This is a genomic window from Streptomyces sp. NPDC048353 (assembly GCF_055587165.1).
The window spans coordinates 41,038-56,362 of sequence record NZ_JBVJGU010000005.1; the positions used below are offsets into that span (position 1 = coordinate 41,038).

The following is a 15,325-nucleotide window of genomic DNA, read 5'->3' on the forward strand; positions in this document are numbered from 1 at the left end:
GCCCAGGCAGTACGGAGCTGCGAGCAAGGTCCTGTGGAGCAGTTTGGAGTGCTCGCCACCCTGTCAAGGTGGAGGCCGCGGGTTCAAATCCCGTCAGGACCGCCGTATTCGAGGCCCGAGTCGTCAGACTCGGGCCTCAGTCGTGCGTCCGGCGTATTGACGGCGCCGGGTCCGCGCGGGTACCCCGGACATCAGGGAATCGGGGGCCCACACCGGAGGTGGTCGCTCATGGCCGCGGCGTCCGCAGCACGTCAGTCGAGACACGAGACACGCGCGCTGCTGCGCGCCCATCTGGCGGCCGCGTCGCGCTACGGCCACATCACGCGCCACTGCCCCGTCTGCCATCGCCTCCTGAGGCTCGCCATGGACGCCCAGGAGCCCGTGGAGGTGGCCCTGGAGGGCCTGGAGGCCCGGGAGCCCGAGCCGGCCGTCGAGGACGAAAGTCCCACCGCCCCGTGACCTACGGCGGGTTGAGCCTCCCTCAGGGAGTGGCAGGCTGTTCCTTGGCAAGACTTCGCCTGTGTGACGGGTGTCACTGCATGAGTTTTCGAAACCCCTTCACTTACACCCTCCCTACACGCACCCGATTTAATATGTGCAATTGCACCACCCCTCCCATGTCCGGCGCGGGCACAAAAAAGATCGCGCTGGACCCGGCGGAGTCCAGCGCGATCGATGACCAAAAGCCTGTTGGGGCAGGCGCCGGTCGGCAGAGCTAGGGGTGGGCGGACCGGGTTGGGGGACCCGGAAATGCCCGGTGAAGCGGGGTGTTGCAGGTACCTCAGGCCTCGCTGCGCTGCTGCGGAATACCCGCCAGCAGTGCGCGGACCTCAGCCTCGCGGTACCGGCGGTGTCCACCCAGCGTGCGGATGGACGTGAGCTTGCCGGCCTTCGCCCAACGGGTAACCGTCTTCGGGTCCACACGGAACATCGTGGCAACCTCGGCGGGGGTCAGCAGCGGCTCGGCATCAGGGGTGCGAGCGGTCATGAGCGGCCTCCTCGGGAGAACCGAACCTTCTCGGTTCTTTCCTCTAAATTCTGCACCTTGACCCGCGTTGCCCGAAATGGCGGACGCGAGCCGAGTCGGTTATAGGACGAACGGCTTGTCCTCGGCACTACAACTACACCATCCGTCCAGCCACGTCGGCCAAACCGATGGAATTGCCCTCGCAGGTGTTCATCAGCGGCGGAAGTCGATGGACCATGCCATAACGGACAGTCACGCCACTGTGACGATCAGTCACAGAGCGATCAGGAGTCCTCAGACCCCCCATAGAGTGCAATGCTGAGCGTTCCGCCCAAAGATGGACGGAAGGAACCCTCCCCGGACTCCTTGTCCTATTTTGGCACGAGGGTGGGCGATGGGCGCAAGGGCGCGGTAAGTGCTGTCCGTCACGCTTGAGCCAAAGGCCCGGATCGGGACCTACGTCCCGTCGCGCGCCGGACGGCCCTCCGTACCGTCTGAAGATCATTTACATCAGACGGGGGCGTCTTGTCGATGATCAGTTCGCGAACCGCAGGTTCCGGATCTCCCGCCACCGCTCCGCAAGCCGCGCGTACGCCTCTCCCGCCGCCTCCCCGTCGCCGTTCCGCAGCGCCGCGATCCCCTCGGCCACGTCCGCCGCCGACCGGTCGCCCGCGAGCCGCTCCGCCGGCACCGCGTGCACCAGGCCGCCGTAGTCCAGCTCCACCAGCGAGCGCGGATGGAACTCCTCCAGCCACCGGCCCACCTCGACCAGGCCCTCGGCCAGCGGCCCCTCCTCGGCCGACTCCCGCAGGGCCCGCAGCGCCCGCGCGAGACGCCGCCGCGCCTGCACCATCGGCGTCCGGTAGCGCAGGACCGGCGGCGCGGCCCCCACGCCGGCCACCCCCGCCCTCCCCGGCACGTACTCCCGCTCCTCGTCACCGAAGAGGGTGAACCAGCGCACCGGCACCTGCCAGACCGCCGTACGGATCCACGGCCGCGCGTCCGGGTTCAGCTCCCGCCACCGCTCGTGGTCCGCCGCCACCTGCTCGCGCACCACCGGCGGCACCATCGCGTCCAGCACCGGCCCCGGGACCTCCCAGCCCTCCGCCAGCTCCGTCAGCGCCAGCCAGCCCCGCAGCCGGGTCAGCCAGGGGCAGACGACGACCACCCCGTCCAGCAGCGCCACGAACGCGTCCCCGCTCTCGTGGACCGGCACGGGCACCGGCGGGACCGGCACCAGATCCGCCAGCGACCGGCGCAGCTCGTCCTGGGCCGTGGGGAGGTCCGCCCGGCGCGCGTACCGCGCCCACTCCCCCCGCTCCGGTTCGGGAAAGGCCGCCAGCGGCTCGTACACCCGCAGATAGGAGGCGTAGGGGACGAGGACCGAGGAAGCGACCGACATGTCGCAAATCCTTCCACGGAGGTACTCCGGGAGGGGGTGATCCTGCGCACGACGGCCGATCCACCCGCGCGGAGGACTTACTCTCTTGCCCAACCGGTCCTCCCCACCCGCAGGAGGACCACCCCCTCGCCGCTTCTTACTTGGGAGTCACCACCGTGACCGATGTGACCGGCGTTCCTGACGTTCCTGCTGACGTGCTGCACACCCTGTTCCAGTCGGAGCAGGGAGGCCACGAGCAAGTCGTGCTCTGCCAGGACCGCGCCTCCGGCCTCAAGGCCGTCATCGCCCTCCACTCCACCGCCCTGGGCCCGGCCCTCGGCGGCACCCGGTTCTACCCGTACGCCACCGAGGCGGAGGCGATCGCCGACGCGCTCAACCTCTCCCGGGGCATGTCGTACAAGAACGCCATGGCCGGCCTCGACCACGGCGGCGGCAAGGCCGTGATCATCGGCGACCCGGAGAAGATCAAGACGGAGGAGCTGCTGCTCGCCTACGGGCGGTTCGTGGCCTCCCTCGGCGGCCGGTACGTCACCGCCTGCGACGTCGGCACCTACGTCGCGGACATGGACGTCGTGGCGCGCGCCAACGAGTGGACCACCGGCCGTTCGCCCGAGAACGGCGGCGCCGGGGACTCCTCGGTCCTCACGGCCTACGGCGTCTTCCAGGGCATGCGCGCCTCCGCGCAGACCCTCTGGGGCGACCCCACCCTGCACGGCCGCAAGGTCGGCGTCGCGGGCGTCGGCAAGGTCGGGCACTACCTCGTCGAGCACCTCCTGAAGGACGGCGCCGAGGTCGTCGTCACGGACGTCCGCGAGGAGTCCGTGCGCCGGATCACCGACAAGTTCCCGCAGGTCACCGTCGTCGCCGACACGGACGCGCTGATCCGCGTCGAGGGCCTGGACGTCTACGCCCCGTGCGCGCTGGGCGGCGCCCTGAACGACGAGACCGTGCCGGTCCTGACCGCGAAGATCGTCTGCGGCGCGGCCAACAACCAGCTCGCGCACCCCGGCGTGGAGAAGGACGTCTCGGACCGCGGGATCCTCTACGCGCCCGACTACGTCGTCAACGCCGGCGGCGTCATCCAGGTCGCCGACGAGCTGCACGGCTTCGACTTCGACCGGTGCAAGGCCAAGGCGACGAAGATCTTCGACACCACGCTGGCCATATTCGCACGTGCGAAGGCGGACGGCATTCCGCCGGCCGCGGCCGCCGACCGCATCGCCGAGCAGCGCATGGCCGAGGCTCGCCGCGGCTGAATCTTGACAGGGCCGGCCCGCCAAGCGCTCTTTGGACGTTCGTCCAGAGCGAGACATGACTCACCCCAGTCGGCGGGTCGGCCGTGCAGAAGAGGTTAAAATCGCGACTGACCAGCGAGGACAGGGCACCTTGATGGTTCTGTACCGGGGCATGTGATGCGTGCGGCGTACCGTATGGCCACGGAAGCAGGTACCGTTGAACCCCTACGGACCGGTCTCTCCCTGGAGAGTCCGATCCGAACCATGAACGCGTGTCAAGACTCTGGGGCCGTCGAGCCCCGTCACCGAGGGGGTCGAGCCATGGGGCGCGGCCGGGCAAAGGCCAAGCAGACGAAGGTCGCCCGCCAGCTGAAGTACAGCAGCGGCGGGACTGACCTGTCGCGTCTGGCCAGCGAGCTGGGCGCTTCGACTTCGAGCCAGCCGCCTAATGGCGAGCCGTTCGAGGACGACGACGAGGAAGACGACCCGTACGCGCAGTACGCGGATCTCTACAACACGGACGACGAGGACGAGGACGACGAGTCCGGTCCCGGCGCGTCGTCCCGGCGTCGCGCTTGACCTCTTAACAAAGAGCGCTGCTCTCGACAGAAACCCGGTCCGGGGAACACGGACCGGGTTTCTGTGCTGCTCGGACCCGTCGCCGCGGGACGGGCAACGGTCCGGGGCCGGACAGCGCAGCGGGCGGCCCGGAGACGACTCCGGACCGCCCGCGGCCGTTCTACTTCGTGTAGTCCCCGACCAGCTCGGCGCCGGTGGAGCGGTCGCCGCGCTCGGTGATCTCGCCCGCGACCCAGGCCTCGACCCCGCGGTCCTCGAGCGTGGCCAGGGCCACGTCCACGGACTCGGCCGGGACGACGGCCATCATGCCGACGCCCATGTTCAGCGTCTTCTCCAGCTCCAGGCGCTCCACCCGGCCGGCCGTGCCGACCAGGTCGAAGATCGCGCCCGGGGCCCAGGTCGAGCGGTCCACCGTGGCGTGCAGGCCGTCCGGGATCACCCGCGCCAGGTTGGCGGCCAGGCCGCCGCCCGTGATGTGGCTGAAGGCGTGCACCTCGGCGGTCCGGGTGAGCGCCAGACAGTCCAGGGAGTAGATCTTCGTGGGCTCCAGCAGTTCCTCGCCCAGGGTCCGGCCGAGCTCGTCGACCCGCTGGTCCAGGGTCATGCCGGCGCGGTCGAAGACCACGTGGCGGACGAGCGAGTACCCGTTGGAGTGAAGGCCGGAGGACTCCATGGCGATCACGGCGTCACCCGTACGGATGCGATCGGGACCGAGCAGCCGGTCCGCCTCGACGACGCCGGTACCGGCGCCGGCGACGTCGAAGTCGTCCGGGCCGAGCAGGCCGGGGTGCTCGGCGGTCTCCCCGCCGACCAGGGCGCAGCCGGCCAGGACACAGCCCTCGGCGATGCCCTTGACGATGGCGGCGACCCGCTCGGGGTGGACCTTGCCGACGCAGATGTAGTCGGTCATGAAGAGCGGTTCGGCGCCGCAGACGACGATGTCGTCCATGACCATCGCGACCAGGTCGTGTCCGATCGTGTCGAACACGCCCATCTGGCGGGCGATGTCGACCTTCGTGCCGACGCCGTCGGTGGCGGAGGCGAGCAGCGGACGCTCGTAGCGCTTGAGGGCGGAGGCGTCGAAGAGGCCGGCGAAGCCGCCCAGGCCACCGAGGACCTCGGGGCGCCGGGTCTTCTTCACCCACTCCTTCATGAGCTCGACGGCGCGGTCGCCCGCTTCGATGTCGACGCCCGCGCTCGCGTAGCTGGCGCCGCCTTCGGCACTGGGGTTCTGAGACATGGGTTCAGAGCTTTCGTGTCGTACTGCGGGGTGTGCGGCGGGGTCCTACGGGCGACGCAGCGCGTCGGCGGCCGCGGTGGCGGCGGGTCCCGCGGCCAGTTCGGTCTCCAGCAGCTGCTTTCCGAGCAGCTCCGGGTCCGGAAGCTCCATCGGGTACTCGCCGTCGAAGCAGGCACGGCAGAGATTCGGCTTCTGGATGGTGGTCGCCTCGATCATCCCGTCGAGGGAGATGTACGAGAGGGAGTCCGCGCCGAGCGACGTGCCGATCTCCTCGACCGTCATGCCGTTGGCGATCAGCTCCGCGCGGGTCGCGAAGTCGATGCCGAAGAAGCACGGCCACTTCACGGGCGGGGAGGAGATCCGGATGTGGACCTCGGCGGCGCCCGCCTCGCGGAGCATCCGGACGAGGGCGCGCTGGGTGTTGCCGCGGACGATCGAGTCGTCGACGACCACGAGCTTCTTCCCCTTGATGACTTCCTTGAGGGGGTTCAGCTTCAGCCGGATGCCCAGCTGGCGGATGGTCTGGGAGGGCTGGATGAAGGTGCGGCCGACATAGGCGTTCTTCACCAGGCCCGCGCCGAAGGGGATGCCGCTCGCCTCGGCGTAGCCGATCGCGGCCGGGGTGCCGGACTCCGGCGTCGCTATGACGAGATCCGCCTCGACCGGGGCCTCCTTGGCGAGGCGCCGGCCCATCTCCACGCGGGAGAGGTAGACGTTCCGTCCGGCGATGTCGGTGTCCGGGCGGGCGAGGTACACGTACTCGAAGACACAGCCCTTGGGCTTCGCTTCCGCGAATCGTGAGGTGCGGATGCCGTTCTCGTCGATCGCGATCATCTCGCCCGGCTCGACCTCGCGGACGTAGCTGGCGCCGCAGATGTCGAGGGCGGCGGATTCGGAGGCGACGACCCAGCCGCGCTCGAGGCGGCCGAGGACCAGCGGGCGGATGCCCTGCGGGTCACGGGCGGCGTAGAGGGTGTGCTCGTCCATGAAGACGAGGGAGAAGGCGCCCCGGACGTCGGGCAGGACCTTCGCGGCGGCCTGCTCGATGGTGAGCGGCTTGCCGTCCTCGTCGACCTGGGCGGCGAGGAGCGCCGTGAGCAGGTCGGTGTCGTTGGTGGCCGCCACCCGGGTGGTGCGGCCCTCCTGCTTGGGCAGCTCGGCGACCATCTCGGCGAGCTGCGCCGTGTTGACCAGGTTGCCGTTGTGGCCGAGCGCGATCGAGCCGTGGGCGGTTGCCCGGAAGGTCGGCTGCGCGTTCTCCCACACGGAGGCACCGGTGGTCGAGTAGCGGGCGTGACCGACCGCGATATGACCTTGGAGGGAACCGAGAGAGGTCTCGTCGAAGACCTGGGACACGAGGCCCATGTCCTTGAAGACGAGGATCTGGGAGCCGTTGCTGACCGCGATTCCCGCGGATTCCTGGCCCCGATGCTGGAGGGCGTACAGCCCGAAGTACGTGAGCTTTGCGACCTCTTCACCCGGAGCCCAGACACCGAAGACGCCGCAAGCGTCCTGGGGGCCCTTCTCGCCGGGAAGCAGATCGTGATTGAGTCGACCGTCACCACGTGGCACGTCTCCGAGTGTAGGGGAGGTCGACCACTGGTCCGAATTGGCGAAAACCGCAGGGTCCGTTTTTGGTGTGATCGTACGAGCTGATCCACAGGCCCGTGCGGGACGCACCCCGGCAGGGTCGGGGGCCAAGGGGGAGACGGGCGGGACGCCCTTGCGCAGAGGCGGTCCGGGAGGGTGCTACTCACCGGTAATACGGTTGCCGGGGCGCCCCGGATGTGACGCAGTTCGCAATGCGGCCCCCGGAGCCGGCGCCCCGGGGACCGCGCGGGGAAGGGATTCGCGCGGGCCCCGGGGGCGCCGAGGTCCGGTCCGCGCACCGGCGGCGGGTGCGGCGGTCAGGACGTCGCGTCGGCTGCCGGCTTCGCGGTCGCCGCGAAGCCCGTGCCGTCGGCGGTGGTGAAGGTCAGACCCCGGTGGCGCAGCTCGTACGTCGCCGTCCCGCCGAACACCTCGTACAGCTCGGTCTCCAGCTTCATCTGCGGACCGGCGCACATCATGCGGGTGGTCGTGACGTCCCCGAAGGTGACCGTCTTCCCGGAGACCTTCGCGGTCGTGGAGAACCGGTTGCAGCCCAGGCTGCCCCGGACCTTGCCGTCCTTGTCGATCACGAAGTGCGCCTTGCCCTCGGTGCCCTTCGGCACCGACGAGGCGGTCTGGCCGGTGAGGAGGGAGTCGACGGTCCAGGTGGTGCCGTTGAGCGGGGCGGGCGGTTCGGAGGTCAGCGCGAGGACGGTCCGGCCGTCGGAGGAGCGGAGGGTGAGCCGGTCGCCGTCGAGCTTCGCCTTCAGCGGGCCGGCGAACGCCTTCTGGAGTCCGGCCTCGAAGGCGCCCTGCTCACCGGGACAGGCCATCTCGGTGCCGACGCCCTGCTTCACGGTGACCGTGTCGCCCTCGACCTTCACGGTGGCGCCGAACCCGTTGCACCCGCTGTTCCCCTTGGCCTGGCCGTCCTTGCCGATCTCGACGTGGGCGCCGTCCGGGGCACGGGTCTCCTTGCCCTCCACGGTCATGGAGTCGAAGGCCCAGTGGACGCCGGCGACCGGGACGTCGGGGGCGACCGTGCCGGCGCCCGGGTCCGATCCGGACTTCTCGGTGCCGCACGCCGAGAGCACGACGAGCGAGGCCAGAACGGCGGTGGCTGCGGTGGTACGTGTCTTCAGCATGGGGATGTGACGGACGGGCGGTACGAACGGTTCCGCTCGGCCTCCCACCCGTCGGCCGTTCGGGTGCACGGGGCCGGTCCGCCCGCCCGGCCGGGCCCGGGCGGGCCGCCCCGGGAGGAGCCGGCTCAGCCCAGGACCGGCAGCAGGCCGGAGAGGTCCGCCCGTTCGCCGCTCGCGGCGACCTTCCCCTCGTCCCGGGCCCGCGCCCAGGTGGTGCGGCCGGTGGCGAGCCGGATCCAGGTCAGGGCGTCCGTCTCCACCACGTTGGGCGGGGTGCCCCGGGTGTGCCGGGGACCCGTCCCGCACTGGACGACGGCGTGGGGCGGGACGCGCACCTCGACCGCGCCGCCCGGCGCCTTCACGGCGAGGGCGTCGGCGAGCAGACGCGCACAGGCGGCGAGCGCCTGCCGGTCGTACGGCACGGAGAGCCCGGTCGCCTCGTTCAGGTCGTCGGTGTGGACGACGAGTTCGACGGCCCGGGTGACCAGGAAGTCGGCCAGCCGCATCCCCCCGAACCGCGTCGGCACGAGCCGCTCGTCGTCGGCCCCGGCGATCCGCTCCTCGTACAGCTCCTGCGTCCGCGCGTACAGACCCGGGAGGTCGGCGGTGTCGATCGCCCGGGTGTCCTCGTCGATCCGCGCGGCGGCCGACGCCGTGGCCGCCGGCCAGTCGACCAGGGCGAGCTCCTGCGCGGCCGGCTCGGGTTCGCCGAGGTAGCGGGAGACCGAGCCGAGCACCATCGTCAGGTGTCCGGCCAGGTCCCGTACGGTCCACTCCCCCAGCCGGGTCGGCCCGTCCAGCCGCTCGGGCGGGAGGGCCGTCACCGCCTCCCGCACGTGCCCGAACTGCGCGAGCACGGCGGCCCGGGTCTTGGCGGAGTCGTAGCGACGGGGGCGCTTCTTGGCCGGTGGCATGGGAGGGAGCGTAGTCGGAGACTTGGAAGGGAGGGTTTCCGCACACCTTCGCGTAGGGAGAGGGGTCGAACAGCCATGGCCGAGCACCCTGACAGCGCCCTGGTCCGCCGGGGATTCGAGGCGTGGTCCCGAGGAGACATGGAGACCGTCGGCTCCCTGATGACCTCGGACTGCACGCACCACACGCCCGGCGGGAGCCAGATCTCCGGGCACCACAAGGGCCGGGACAACGTCCTCGACATGTACCGGAAGATGTTCGAGCTCACCGGCGGGAAGATGCGGGTGGAGATGCACGCCATCTCCGTCGACGGCCGCGGTCACGCCGTCGCGGCGAACACCTTCTACGCCGAGCGCGGCAACCGGGGCATCGAGCTCAAGGGCGCGCTGATCTTCACCATCATCGGCGGGAAGATCAGCGACATCGACGAGTGCGTCGAGGACATCGACGAGTCCGACGCCTTCTGGGATCAGGCCGGGTAGGCGCCCCGCCCCGCCGCCGCCTCGAACGTCTCCTTGTTCCTCGGTACGCCCACCCCGCGCCAGGTGAACGGCACGCCGCGCGCCGTGTCCAGGTCGGGGCCGTCCATCAGCTGGAAGTGGACGTGCGGCTCGGTGGAGTTGCCGGAGTTGCCGCACCGGGCCAGCTCCTGGCCCGCGGTCACCCGGTCGCCCGCCGCGACGGTGAGCGAGCCGCGCCGCAGGTGCGCGTACATCGCGTACGTCCCGTCGCCCAGGTCCAGGACAATGTGGTTGCCGGTGACGCGGCGGGCACCGGCGAGCACGCGGACGACCGACTCGACCAGCATCAGATAGACCACGGCCGGCAGCGAGTTGCGGCTGAGGTGGTCGCGCTGGCCGTCCTCGGCGTGCACGACCGTCGCGTCGGCGACCGCGAGCAGCGCGGCGCCGAAGGCGGGGAAGTCCGTGGTGCGGCGGGCGAGCGGCCACAGCCAGGCGAAGCGCGGCCGGGGGCGGGCCTCGTCCTCCGCCACGATGTCGATGGCGTACGTCTGGCCGTACTGGTGCGTGCCGTGGCTGGGCGTCCGGTCCGCCGGGCTGTTCAGCGCCGACCAGCGGCCGGCCACCGGCGGATCCACTTCCACCGGGTCCCGGTGCGCCTCCGCGCGCTCCCGGCGGGCGGTCCTGGCGAGGGCGAGCCCGAGCGCCACGGCGGCGATCGCCGGAAGCCAGCCCGCCCAGTACGGATACGGCAGGTCGACGAAGGGCGAGGCGACGGCCTGGACGATGAACACCAGCCAGAGCGTGCGGTGGACGACCACCGCGGTCTTGCGTGCGGACATGGGGTTCCCCCTGGAACGATCGCGGTCAGGGACGGGCGGCGGTGAGGGCCACCAGGAGCGGGACCACCCGGGCTCCCGGCACCTCGTAGCGGCCGCGGCCCGTGGTGTGGAGCCAGCCGGCGCCGGTCAGCTGGCGCAGGTGGTGGTAGATCTGGCCGGTCGTGCCGACCTCCTCCGACTCCGCCAGCTCGGCCGCCGTGCGCCGGCCGCCGAGGATCTCCCGCAGCAGCCGGAGCCGTACGGGATGGCCGAGCGCGGCGAACGACTCGGCGGTCTCGGCCCAGTCCTGGTCGAGCAGCCGCTCGGCGAAGGCGCCGAACTGCCACTCGTACCGCTCCCGGGTCGGCAGCCGGACCGTGCCCGTGAAGAGCACCGCGCCGTCCTCGCCGGGCGCGCCGGCCTCGGCGAGCTGGGCCTTCAGTCCTTCCAGCGCCCAGAACGTGCTGTCGACGACCTCGGGTGCGGGGCGTTCCCCGCCTTCCAGGGCCGCCATCCGCCGTTCCAGCGCGGCGACCCGCTCTTCCAGCTCCATGCCTTCGAGATTACGTAATTACGTAATCTCGCGCAAGGGGGGTTGCGGCGGGTCCGGGGAACGAGAGAGCCCCCGCCCGGACCCGAAGGTCCGGACGGGGGCTCCCGTGGTGCCGGATCAGGCCAGCAGGCCCGGGATGGTCGCCTCGTGGGCCGTGCGCAGCTCCTCCAGGGAGATGCTGAACGCGCCCTGCACGTCGACCTCTTCGCCGTCCACGACACCGATCCGGGTCGCGGGGAGACCCCGCGCGCCGCACATGTCGGTGAAGCGGAGCTCCTCGCTGCGCGGGACGGCGACGACCGCGCGGCCGGCCGACTCGCTGAAGAGGAAGGTGAAGGCGTCCAGGCCGTCCGGGACGACCAGGCGCGCGCCGGTGCCGCCGCGCAGGCAGGACTCGACGACCGCCTGGACCAGACCGCCGTCGGACAGGTCGTGCGCCGCGTCGATCATGCCGTCGCGGGAGGCGGAGATCAGGATCTCGCCGAGCAGCTTCTCCCGGTCGAGGTCCACGACCGGCGGCACGCCGCCGAGGTGCCGGTGGATGACCTCGGACCAGGCCGAGCCGTCGAACTCCTCACGCGTGTCGCCCAGCAGGTAGAGGAGCTGGCCCTCTTCCGCGAAGGCGATCGGCGTGCGGCGGTTGACGTCGTCGATCACGCCGAGCACGGCCACGACCGGCGTCGGGTGGATCGCCGTCTCGCCGGTCTGGTTGTACAGCGAGACGTTGCCGCCGGTGACCGGCGTGCCGAGCCGCAGACAGCCGTCCGCGAGACCGCGGGTGGCCTCGGCGAACTGCCACATGACGTCCGGGTCCTCGGGGGAACCGAAGTTCAGGCAGTTCGAGATCGCCAGCGGCTTGGCACCGGAGGCGGCGACGTTGCGGTACGACTCCGCCAGCGCGAGCTGCGCACCCGCGTACGGGTCGAGCTTGGCGTACCGGCCGTTGCCGTCGGTCGCCATGGCCACACCGAGGTTGGTCTCGGCGTCGATGCGGACCATGCCCGCGTCCTCGGGCTGCGCGAGGACGGTGTTGCCCTGCACGAACCGGTCGTACTGGTCGGTGATCCAGGACTTCGACGCCTGGTTCGGGGACGAGACCAGCTTCAGGACCTGGTCCTTCAGCTCCTCGCCGGTCTGCGGCCGGGGCAGCGTGCCCGCGCCGTCGGCCTGCAGCGCGTCCTGCCACGCGGGGCGGGCGAACGGCCGGTGGTAGACCGGGCCCTCGTGCGCGACCGTGCGCGGCGGCACGTCGATGATCTGCTCGCCGTGCCAGAAGATCTCCAGGCGCTCGCCCTCGGTCACCTCACCGATGACGGTGGCGATGACGTCCCACTTCTCGCAGATCTCCAGGAAGCGGTCGACGTGCTCGGGCTCGACGATCGCGCACATGCGCTCCTGCGACTCGCTCATGAGGATCTCCTCGGGCGAGAGCGTCGCGTCGCGCAGGTGGACCCGGTCGAGCTCGACGCGCATGCCGCCGGAGCCGGCGGAGGCCAGCTCGGAGGTCGCGCAGGAGAGACCGGCGCCACCCAGGTCCTGGATGCCGGCGACCAGCTTCTCCTTGAAGATCTCCAGGGTGCACTCGATGAGGAGCTTCTCCTGGAACGGGTCGCCGACCTGGACCGCGGGGCGCTTGGTGGGCTTCGTGTCGTCGAAGGTCTCCGACGCGAGGACCGAGACGCCGCCGATGCCGTCGCCGCCGGTACGGGCGCCGTAGAGGATCACCTTGTTGCCGGGGCCCGACGCCTGGGCGAGGTGGATGTCCTCGTGCTTCATGACGCCGATGCACCCGGCGTTGACCAGCGGGTTGCCCTGGTAGCAGGCGTCGAAGACGACCTCGCCGCCGATGTTCGGCAGGCCCAGGCAGTTGCCGTAGCCGCCGATGCCGGCGACGACACCGGGCAGCACGCGCTTGGTGTCGGGGTGGTCGGCCGCGCCGAAGCGCAGCGGGTCCACGACCGCCACCGGGCGGGCGCCCATGGCGAGGATGTCGCGGACGATGCCGCCCACGCCGGTGGCCGCGCCCTGGTAGGGCTCGATGTACGAGGGGTGGTTGTGCGACTCGACCTTGAAGGTGACCGCGTACCCCTGGCCGACGTCGACGACGCCCGCGTTCTCGCCGATGCCGACGAGCATGGCGTCGTTCTCGGGGATCTTCTCGCCGAACTGCTTCAGGTGGACCTTGCTGCTCTTGTACGAGCAGTGCTCGGACCACATGACGGAGTACATGGCCAGCTCGGCACCGGTGGGACGGCGGCCGAGGATCTCGCGGATGCGCGCGTACTCGTCCTCCTTGAGGCCGAGCTCCTTCCACGGCTGCTCGCTGTCGGGCGTCTCGCCCGCGTGCTTGACGGTGTCGAGGCTCATCAGGCGTTGACCAGCTTCTTGAGGATCGAGGTGAAGAAACCGAGGCCGTCGGTACGGCCCGTACCGATCAGCGGCTCGACGGCGTGCTCGGGGTGCGGCATGAGGCCGACCACATTGCCCGCGGCGTTGGTGATGCCGGCGATGTCGCGGAGCGAGCCGTTGGGGTTGACGTCGAGGTAGCGGAAGGCGACCCGTCCCTCGGCCTCCAGCTCGTCGAGCACCCGCTCGTCGGCGACGTACCGGCCGTCCATGTTCTTGAGCGGGACCCGGATCTCCTGGCCCTGTTCGTAGTCCGCGGTCCAGGCGGTGTCCGCGTTCTCCACCCGCAGCTTCTGGTCGCGGCAGATGAAGTGCAGGTGGTTGTTGCGCAGCATCGCGCCCGGCAGCAGATGGGCCTCGGTGAGGATCTGGAAGCCGTTGCAGATGCCGAGGACGGGCATGCCCGCCTTCGCCTGCTCGATGATCGTCTCCATGACCGGCGAGAAGCGGGAGATGGCTCCGGCCCGCAGATAGTCACCGTAGGAGAAGCCGCCGGCCAGGACCACGGCGTCGACCTGCTTGAGGTCCTTGTCGCGGTGCCAGAGCGAGACGGGCTCGGCGCCCGCCAGGCGGGCGGCCCGCAGCGCGTCCTGGTCGTCGAGCGTTCCGGGGAACGTGACGACGCCGATGCGTGTGGTCACGACGGGACCTCGGCGGACGCTTCGGACTCGACCGTGACGACGAAGTCCTCGATCACGGTGTTGGCAAGGAAGGTTTCGGCCATCTCATGGATGCGGGCGAGGGCGGCGTCATCGACCGGCCCCTCCACCTCCAGCTCGAAGCGCTTCCCCTGGCGGATGTCGGCGATCCCGGTGAACCCGAGGCGGGGCAGCGCACGCTGCACCGCCTGTCCCTGGGGGTCGAGGATCTCCGGCTTGAGCATGACGTCGACTACGACGCGTGCCACTGGCACTCCCGGTGGTGTGTTGCGTGGGCGGTTCCCTCAGCGTACCTGCCTCCAAATTCTACGCGGGTAGAAGACTGGAGGACCCTACAAACGCCACCGAAGACCCACACCAAAAATTCAAGGGAAATACCACCCCACCCATTGCGGCGGGACACGCTGATGCAATTGGCTGGGCTTCACAATGCGAGCCCCCGCGCTGTACAAAGGAATACAGAAGAAAGCAGCATTGCCCCGGGGTAGCCGTTAAGCCGGTATCGCCGCACGTCAGAAGGTGTCCTCGACACCCCCATGACACGGCGGACCGCAGGAAAGGACCGATATCCGTGGCTCAGCGAGTAGTGGTCACTCTCTCCGATGACATCGACGGCGGAGAAGCGGCGGAAACGGTTGCGTTCGGCCTGGACGGGAAGATGTACGAGATCGACCTGAATCCCGCCAATGCAAAGAAACTGCGCAAGGCGCTGGCTCCGTACCTCGCGGCCGGCCGGAAGCGGACGGGCCGCGCCGGCGGACGGGCCGGCGGCTCGGGCACCCCGGCCGTCGCTTCCTACAAGCACACGGCGCTGGAGCCCGACGCGGCGGCGGTCCGCGCCTGGGCCCAGTCCCACAAGATGGACGTGCCGGCCCGCGGCCGGATCCCGAAGCGGGTCTACGAAGCCTTCCGCGAGGCCAGTTGAGCGACCACGCGCGGCACCCCGCCCGCGACCCCTCCGTCGACTCCGCCCGCGCCCCGGACCGCGACACCCCTGACGCGCCGCCAGGAACCGAGTTGCACGGCACCCCCGGTGATCGGCTAGAGTCTGGAGCACGCCGAGGGGCGAGGCCGCAGGGCCGAACCTCACGCAGCGTGCGGGTGTAGTTCAGTAGTAGAACATCCCCCTTCCAGGGGGAAGGCGCAGTGTGCAATTCCTGTCACCCGCTCTGCATCGCATTACCGACCACTCTTGTGGATCAGGTAGAGTGGTGCTCGCGCCGCCCAGTGAAAGCTGGTCGGAGGCATGCGGACGTGGCTCAGTTGGTAGAGCATCACCTTGCCAAGGTGAGGGTCGCGAGTTCGAATCTCGTCGTCCGCTCAGGAAGCGAAGGCCCCGGTTCTCAGGAACCGGG

The 15,325-nt window shown here is 70.4% G+C and carries 16 protein-coding genes and 3 tRNA genes; 8 read left to right on the forward strand and 11 right to left on the reverse strand.

Annotated elements, in window-relative coordinates; all coding sequences use genetic code 11:
• Window positions 1-27 precede the first annotated feature (27 nt).
• Both ACZ6RC_RS18765 and ACZ6RC_RS18770 read left to right on the forward strand, forming a co-directional pair.
• Window positions 28-102 (forward strand) — tRNA-Asp (locus ACZ6RC_RS18765).
• Between the two features lie 126 nt (window positions 103-228).
• Window positions 229-459 carry a DUF6274 family protein gene (locus tag ACZ6RC_RS18770; protein ID WP_391139731.1) on the forward strand — a complete coding sequence of 77 codons (231 nt, stop codon included), beginning with the start codon at window positions 229-231 and terminating at the stop codon, window positions 457-459.
• 322 nt (window positions 460-781) lie between these two features.
• Here ACZ6RC_RS18770 and bldC read toward each other — a convergent pair whose 3' ends face one another.
• Entirely contained in the window at window positions 782-988 is a 207-nt protein-coding gene (gene bldC, locus ACZ6RC_RS18775; RefSeq protein ID WP_003949541.1) for a developmental transcriptional regulator BldC, read from the reverse strand.
• Window positions 989-1,502: 514 nt separating this feature from the next.
• Window positions 1,503-2,369, reverse strand: coding sequence for a DUF8083 family protein (locus ACZ6RC_RS18780; RefSeq protein ID WP_391139732.1), 867 nt, complete (start codon window positions 2,367-2,369; stop codon window positions 1,503-1,505).
• A gap of 155 nt (window positions 2,370-2,524) precedes the next feature.
• Here ACZ6RC_RS18780 and ACZ6RC_RS18785 point away from each other — a divergent pair, with 155 nt between their 5' ends.
• Both ACZ6RC_RS18785 and ACZ6RC_RS18790 read left to right on the forward strand, forming a co-directional pair.
• Window positions 2,525-3,625, forward strand: coding sequence for a Leu/Phe/Val dehydrogenase (locus ACZ6RC_RS18785; protein ID WP_391139733.1), 1,101 nt, complete (start codon window positions 2,525-2,527; stop codon window positions 3,623-3,625).
• A 300-nt stretch (window positions 3,626-3,925) separates the two neighbouring features.
• Window positions 3,926-4,183, forward strand: a complete 258-nt coding sequence (locus tag ACZ6RC_RS18790; protein WP_391139734.1) for a DUF3073 domain-containing protein — start codon at window positions 3,926-3,928, stop codon at window positions 4,181-4,183.
• A 160-nt stretch (window positions 4,184-4,343) separates the two neighbouring features.
• Here the strand turns inward: ACZ6RC_RS18790 and purM are convergent, their stop codons facing one another.
• The 4 genes from purM to ACZ6RC_RS18810 all read right to left on the reverse strand — a co-directional run bounded on the left by purM (window position 4,344) and on the right by ACZ6RC_RS18810 (window position 9,072).
• Window positions 4,344-5,423, reverse strand: a complete 1,080-nt coding sequence (purM, locus tag ACZ6RC_RS18795) for a phosphoribosylformylglycinamidine cyclo-ligase (RefSeq protein WP_469584477.1) — start codon at window positions 5,421-5,423, stop codon at window positions 4,344-4,346.
• A gap of 45 nt (window positions 5,424-5,468) precedes the next feature.
• Window positions 5,469-6,995, reverse strand: coding sequence for an amidophosphoribosyltransferase (gene purF, locus ACZ6RC_RS18800; RefSeq protein ID WP_453616376.1), 1,527 nt, complete (start codon window positions 6,993-6,995; stop codon window positions 5,469-5,471).
• A 335-nt stretch (window positions 6,996-7,330) separates the two neighbouring features.
• A complete protein-coding gene (locus ACZ6RC_RS18805; protein WP_469584482.1) occupies window positions 7,331-8,158 on the reverse strand; it encodes an META domain-containing protein in 828 nt (275 codons plus the stop codon).
• A 125-nt stretch (window positions 8,159-8,283) separates the two neighbouring features.
• A complete protein-coding gene (locus tag ACZ6RC_RS18810) occupies window positions 8,284-9,072 on the reverse strand; it encodes a maleylpyruvate isomerase family mycothiol-dependent enzyme (RefSeq protein WP_469584484.1) in 789 nt (262 codons plus the stop codon).
• 75 nt (window positions 9,073-9,147) lie between these two features.
• On the opposite strand from ACZ6RC_RS18810, the gene ACZ6RC_RS18815 reads away from it, so the two are divergent.
• On the forward strand, window positions 9,148-9,552 hold the full coding sequence (locus ACZ6RC_RS18815) for a nuclear transport factor 2 family protein (RefSeq protein WP_469584487.1): 405 nt from the start codon (window positions 9,148-9,150) through the stop codon (window positions 9,550-9,552).
• On the opposite strand, the gene ACZ6RC_RS18820 is transcribed toward ACZ6RC_RS18815, so the two are convergent.
• The 5 genes from ACZ6RC_RS18820 to purS form a co-directional block, all read right to left on the reverse strand.
• Window positions 9,540-10,373, reverse strand: coding sequence for a M23 family metallopeptidase (locus ACZ6RC_RS18820; RefSeq protein ID WP_469584489.1), 834 nt, complete (start codon window positions 10,371-10,373; stop codon window positions 9,540-9,542). The two genes, ACZ6RC_RS18815 and ACZ6RC_RS18820, sit on opposite strands and share 13 nt — an antisense overlap.
• Before the next feature lie 25 nt (window positions 10,374-10,398).
• Window positions 10,399-10,905 carry an ArsR/SmtB family transcription factor gene (locus ACZ6RC_RS18825; RefSeq protein WP_453616366.1) on the reverse strand — a complete coding sequence of 169 codons (507 nt, stop codon included), beginning with the start codon at window positions 10,903-10,905 and terminating at the stop codon, window positions 10,399-10,401.
• Between the two features lie 117 nt (window positions 10,906-11,022).
• The gene (gene purL / locus ACZ6RC_RS18830; RefSeq protein ID WP_469584493.1) at window positions 11,023-13,272 is read right to left on the reverse strand and encodes a phosphoribosylformylglycinamidine synthase subunit PurL; all 2,250 of its coding nucleotides are present in this window, start codon (window positions 13,270-13,272) and stop codon (window positions 11,023-11,025) included.
• Window positions 13,272-13,952 (reverse strand): phosphoribosylformylglycinamidine synthase subunit PurQ, encoded by a 681-nt coding sequence (gene purQ / locus ACZ6RC_RS18835; RefSeq protein ID WP_391139748.1) that lies wholly within the window; start codon window positions 13,950-13,952, stop codon window positions 13,272-13,274. Before purQ ends, purL begins: the two co-directional genes overlap by 1 nt.
• Entirely contained in the window at window positions 13,949-14,218 is a 270-nt protein-coding gene (gene purS, locus ACZ6RC_RS18840; RefSeq protein WP_391139750.1) for a phosphoribosylformylglycinamidine synthase subunit PurS, read from the reverse strand. The genes purQ and purS overlap by 4 nt, the downstream gene beginning before the upstream one ends.
• A gap of 323 nt (window positions 14,219-14,541) precedes the next feature.
• Between purS and ACZ6RC_RS18845 the strand changes: the two genes are divergently transcribed.
• The 3 genes from ACZ6RC_RS18845 (at window position 14,542) to ACZ6RC_RS18855 (ending at window position 15,291) form a co-directional block, all read left to right on the forward strand.
• The gene (locus ACZ6RC_RS18845) at window positions 14,542-14,895 is read left to right on the forward strand and encodes a histone-like nucleoid-structuring protein Lsr2 (protein WP_469584498.1); all 354 of its coding nucleotides are present in this window, start codon (window positions 14,542-14,544) and stop codon (window positions 14,893-14,895) included.
• 172 nt (window positions 14,896-15,067) lie between these two features.
• Window positions 15,068-15,139: transfer RNA gene (locus ACZ6RC_RS18850), tRNA-Gly, on the forward strand.
• 79 nt (window positions 15,140-15,218) lie between these two features.
• Window positions 15,219-15,291, forward strand: a tRNA-Gly gene (locus tag ACZ6RC_RS18855).
• The last annotated feature ends 34 nt before the right edge of the window (window positions 15,292-15,325 follow it).

What these genes read in the sequence shown, in the direction of transcription:
- ACZ6RC_RS18810 (WP_469584484.1), bottom strand. Translation starts at nt 9,072, where the DNA reads ATGCCACCGGCCAAGAAGCGCCCCCGTCGCTACGACTCCGCCAAGACC.
- ACZ6RC_RS18820 (WP_469584489.1), bottom strand. Translation starts at nt 10,373, where the DNA reads ATGTCCGCACGCAAGACCGCGGTGGTCGTCCACCGCACGCTCTGGCTG.
- bldC (WP_003949541.1), bottom strand. Translation starts at nt 988, where the DNA reads ATGACCGCTCGCACCCCTGATGCCGAGCCGCTGCTGACCCCCGCCGAG.
- ACZ6RC_RS18790 (WP_391139734.1), top strand. Translation starts at nt 3,926, where the DNA reads ATGGGGCGCGGCCGGGCAAAGGCCAAGCAGACGAAGGTCGCCCGCCAG.
- purL (WP_469584493.1), bottom strand. Translation starts at nt 13,272, where the DNA reads ATGAGCCTCGACACCGTCAAGCACGCGGGCGAGACGCCCGACAGCGAG.
- ACZ6RC_RS18780 (WP_391139732.1), bottom strand. Translation starts at nt 2,369, where the DNA reads ATGTCGGTCGCTTCCTCGGTCCTCGTCCCCTACGCCTCCTATCTGCGG.
- ACZ6RC_RS18825 (WP_453616366.1), bottom strand. Translation starts at nt 10,905, where the DNA reads ATGGAGCTGGAAGAGCGGGTCGCCGCGCTGGAACGGCGGATGGCGGCC.
- ACZ6RC_RS18805 (WP_469584482.1), bottom strand. Translation starts at nt 8,158, where the DNA reads ATGCTGAAGACACGTACCACCGCAGCCACCGCCGTTCTGGCCTCGCTC.
- ACZ6RC_RS18770 (WP_391139731.1), top strand. Translation starts at nt 229, where the DNA reads ATGGCCGCGGCGTCCGCAGCACGTCAGTCGAGACACGAGACACGCGCG.
- purM (WP_469584477.1), bottom strand. Translation starts at nt 5,423, where the DNA reads ATGTCTCAGAACCCCAGTGCCGAAGGCGGCGCCAGCTACGCGAGCGCG.
- ACZ6RC_RS18815 (WP_469584487.1), top strand. Translation starts at nt 9,148, where the DNA reads ATGGCCGAGCACCCTGACAGCGCCCTGGTCCGCCGGGGATTCGAGGCG.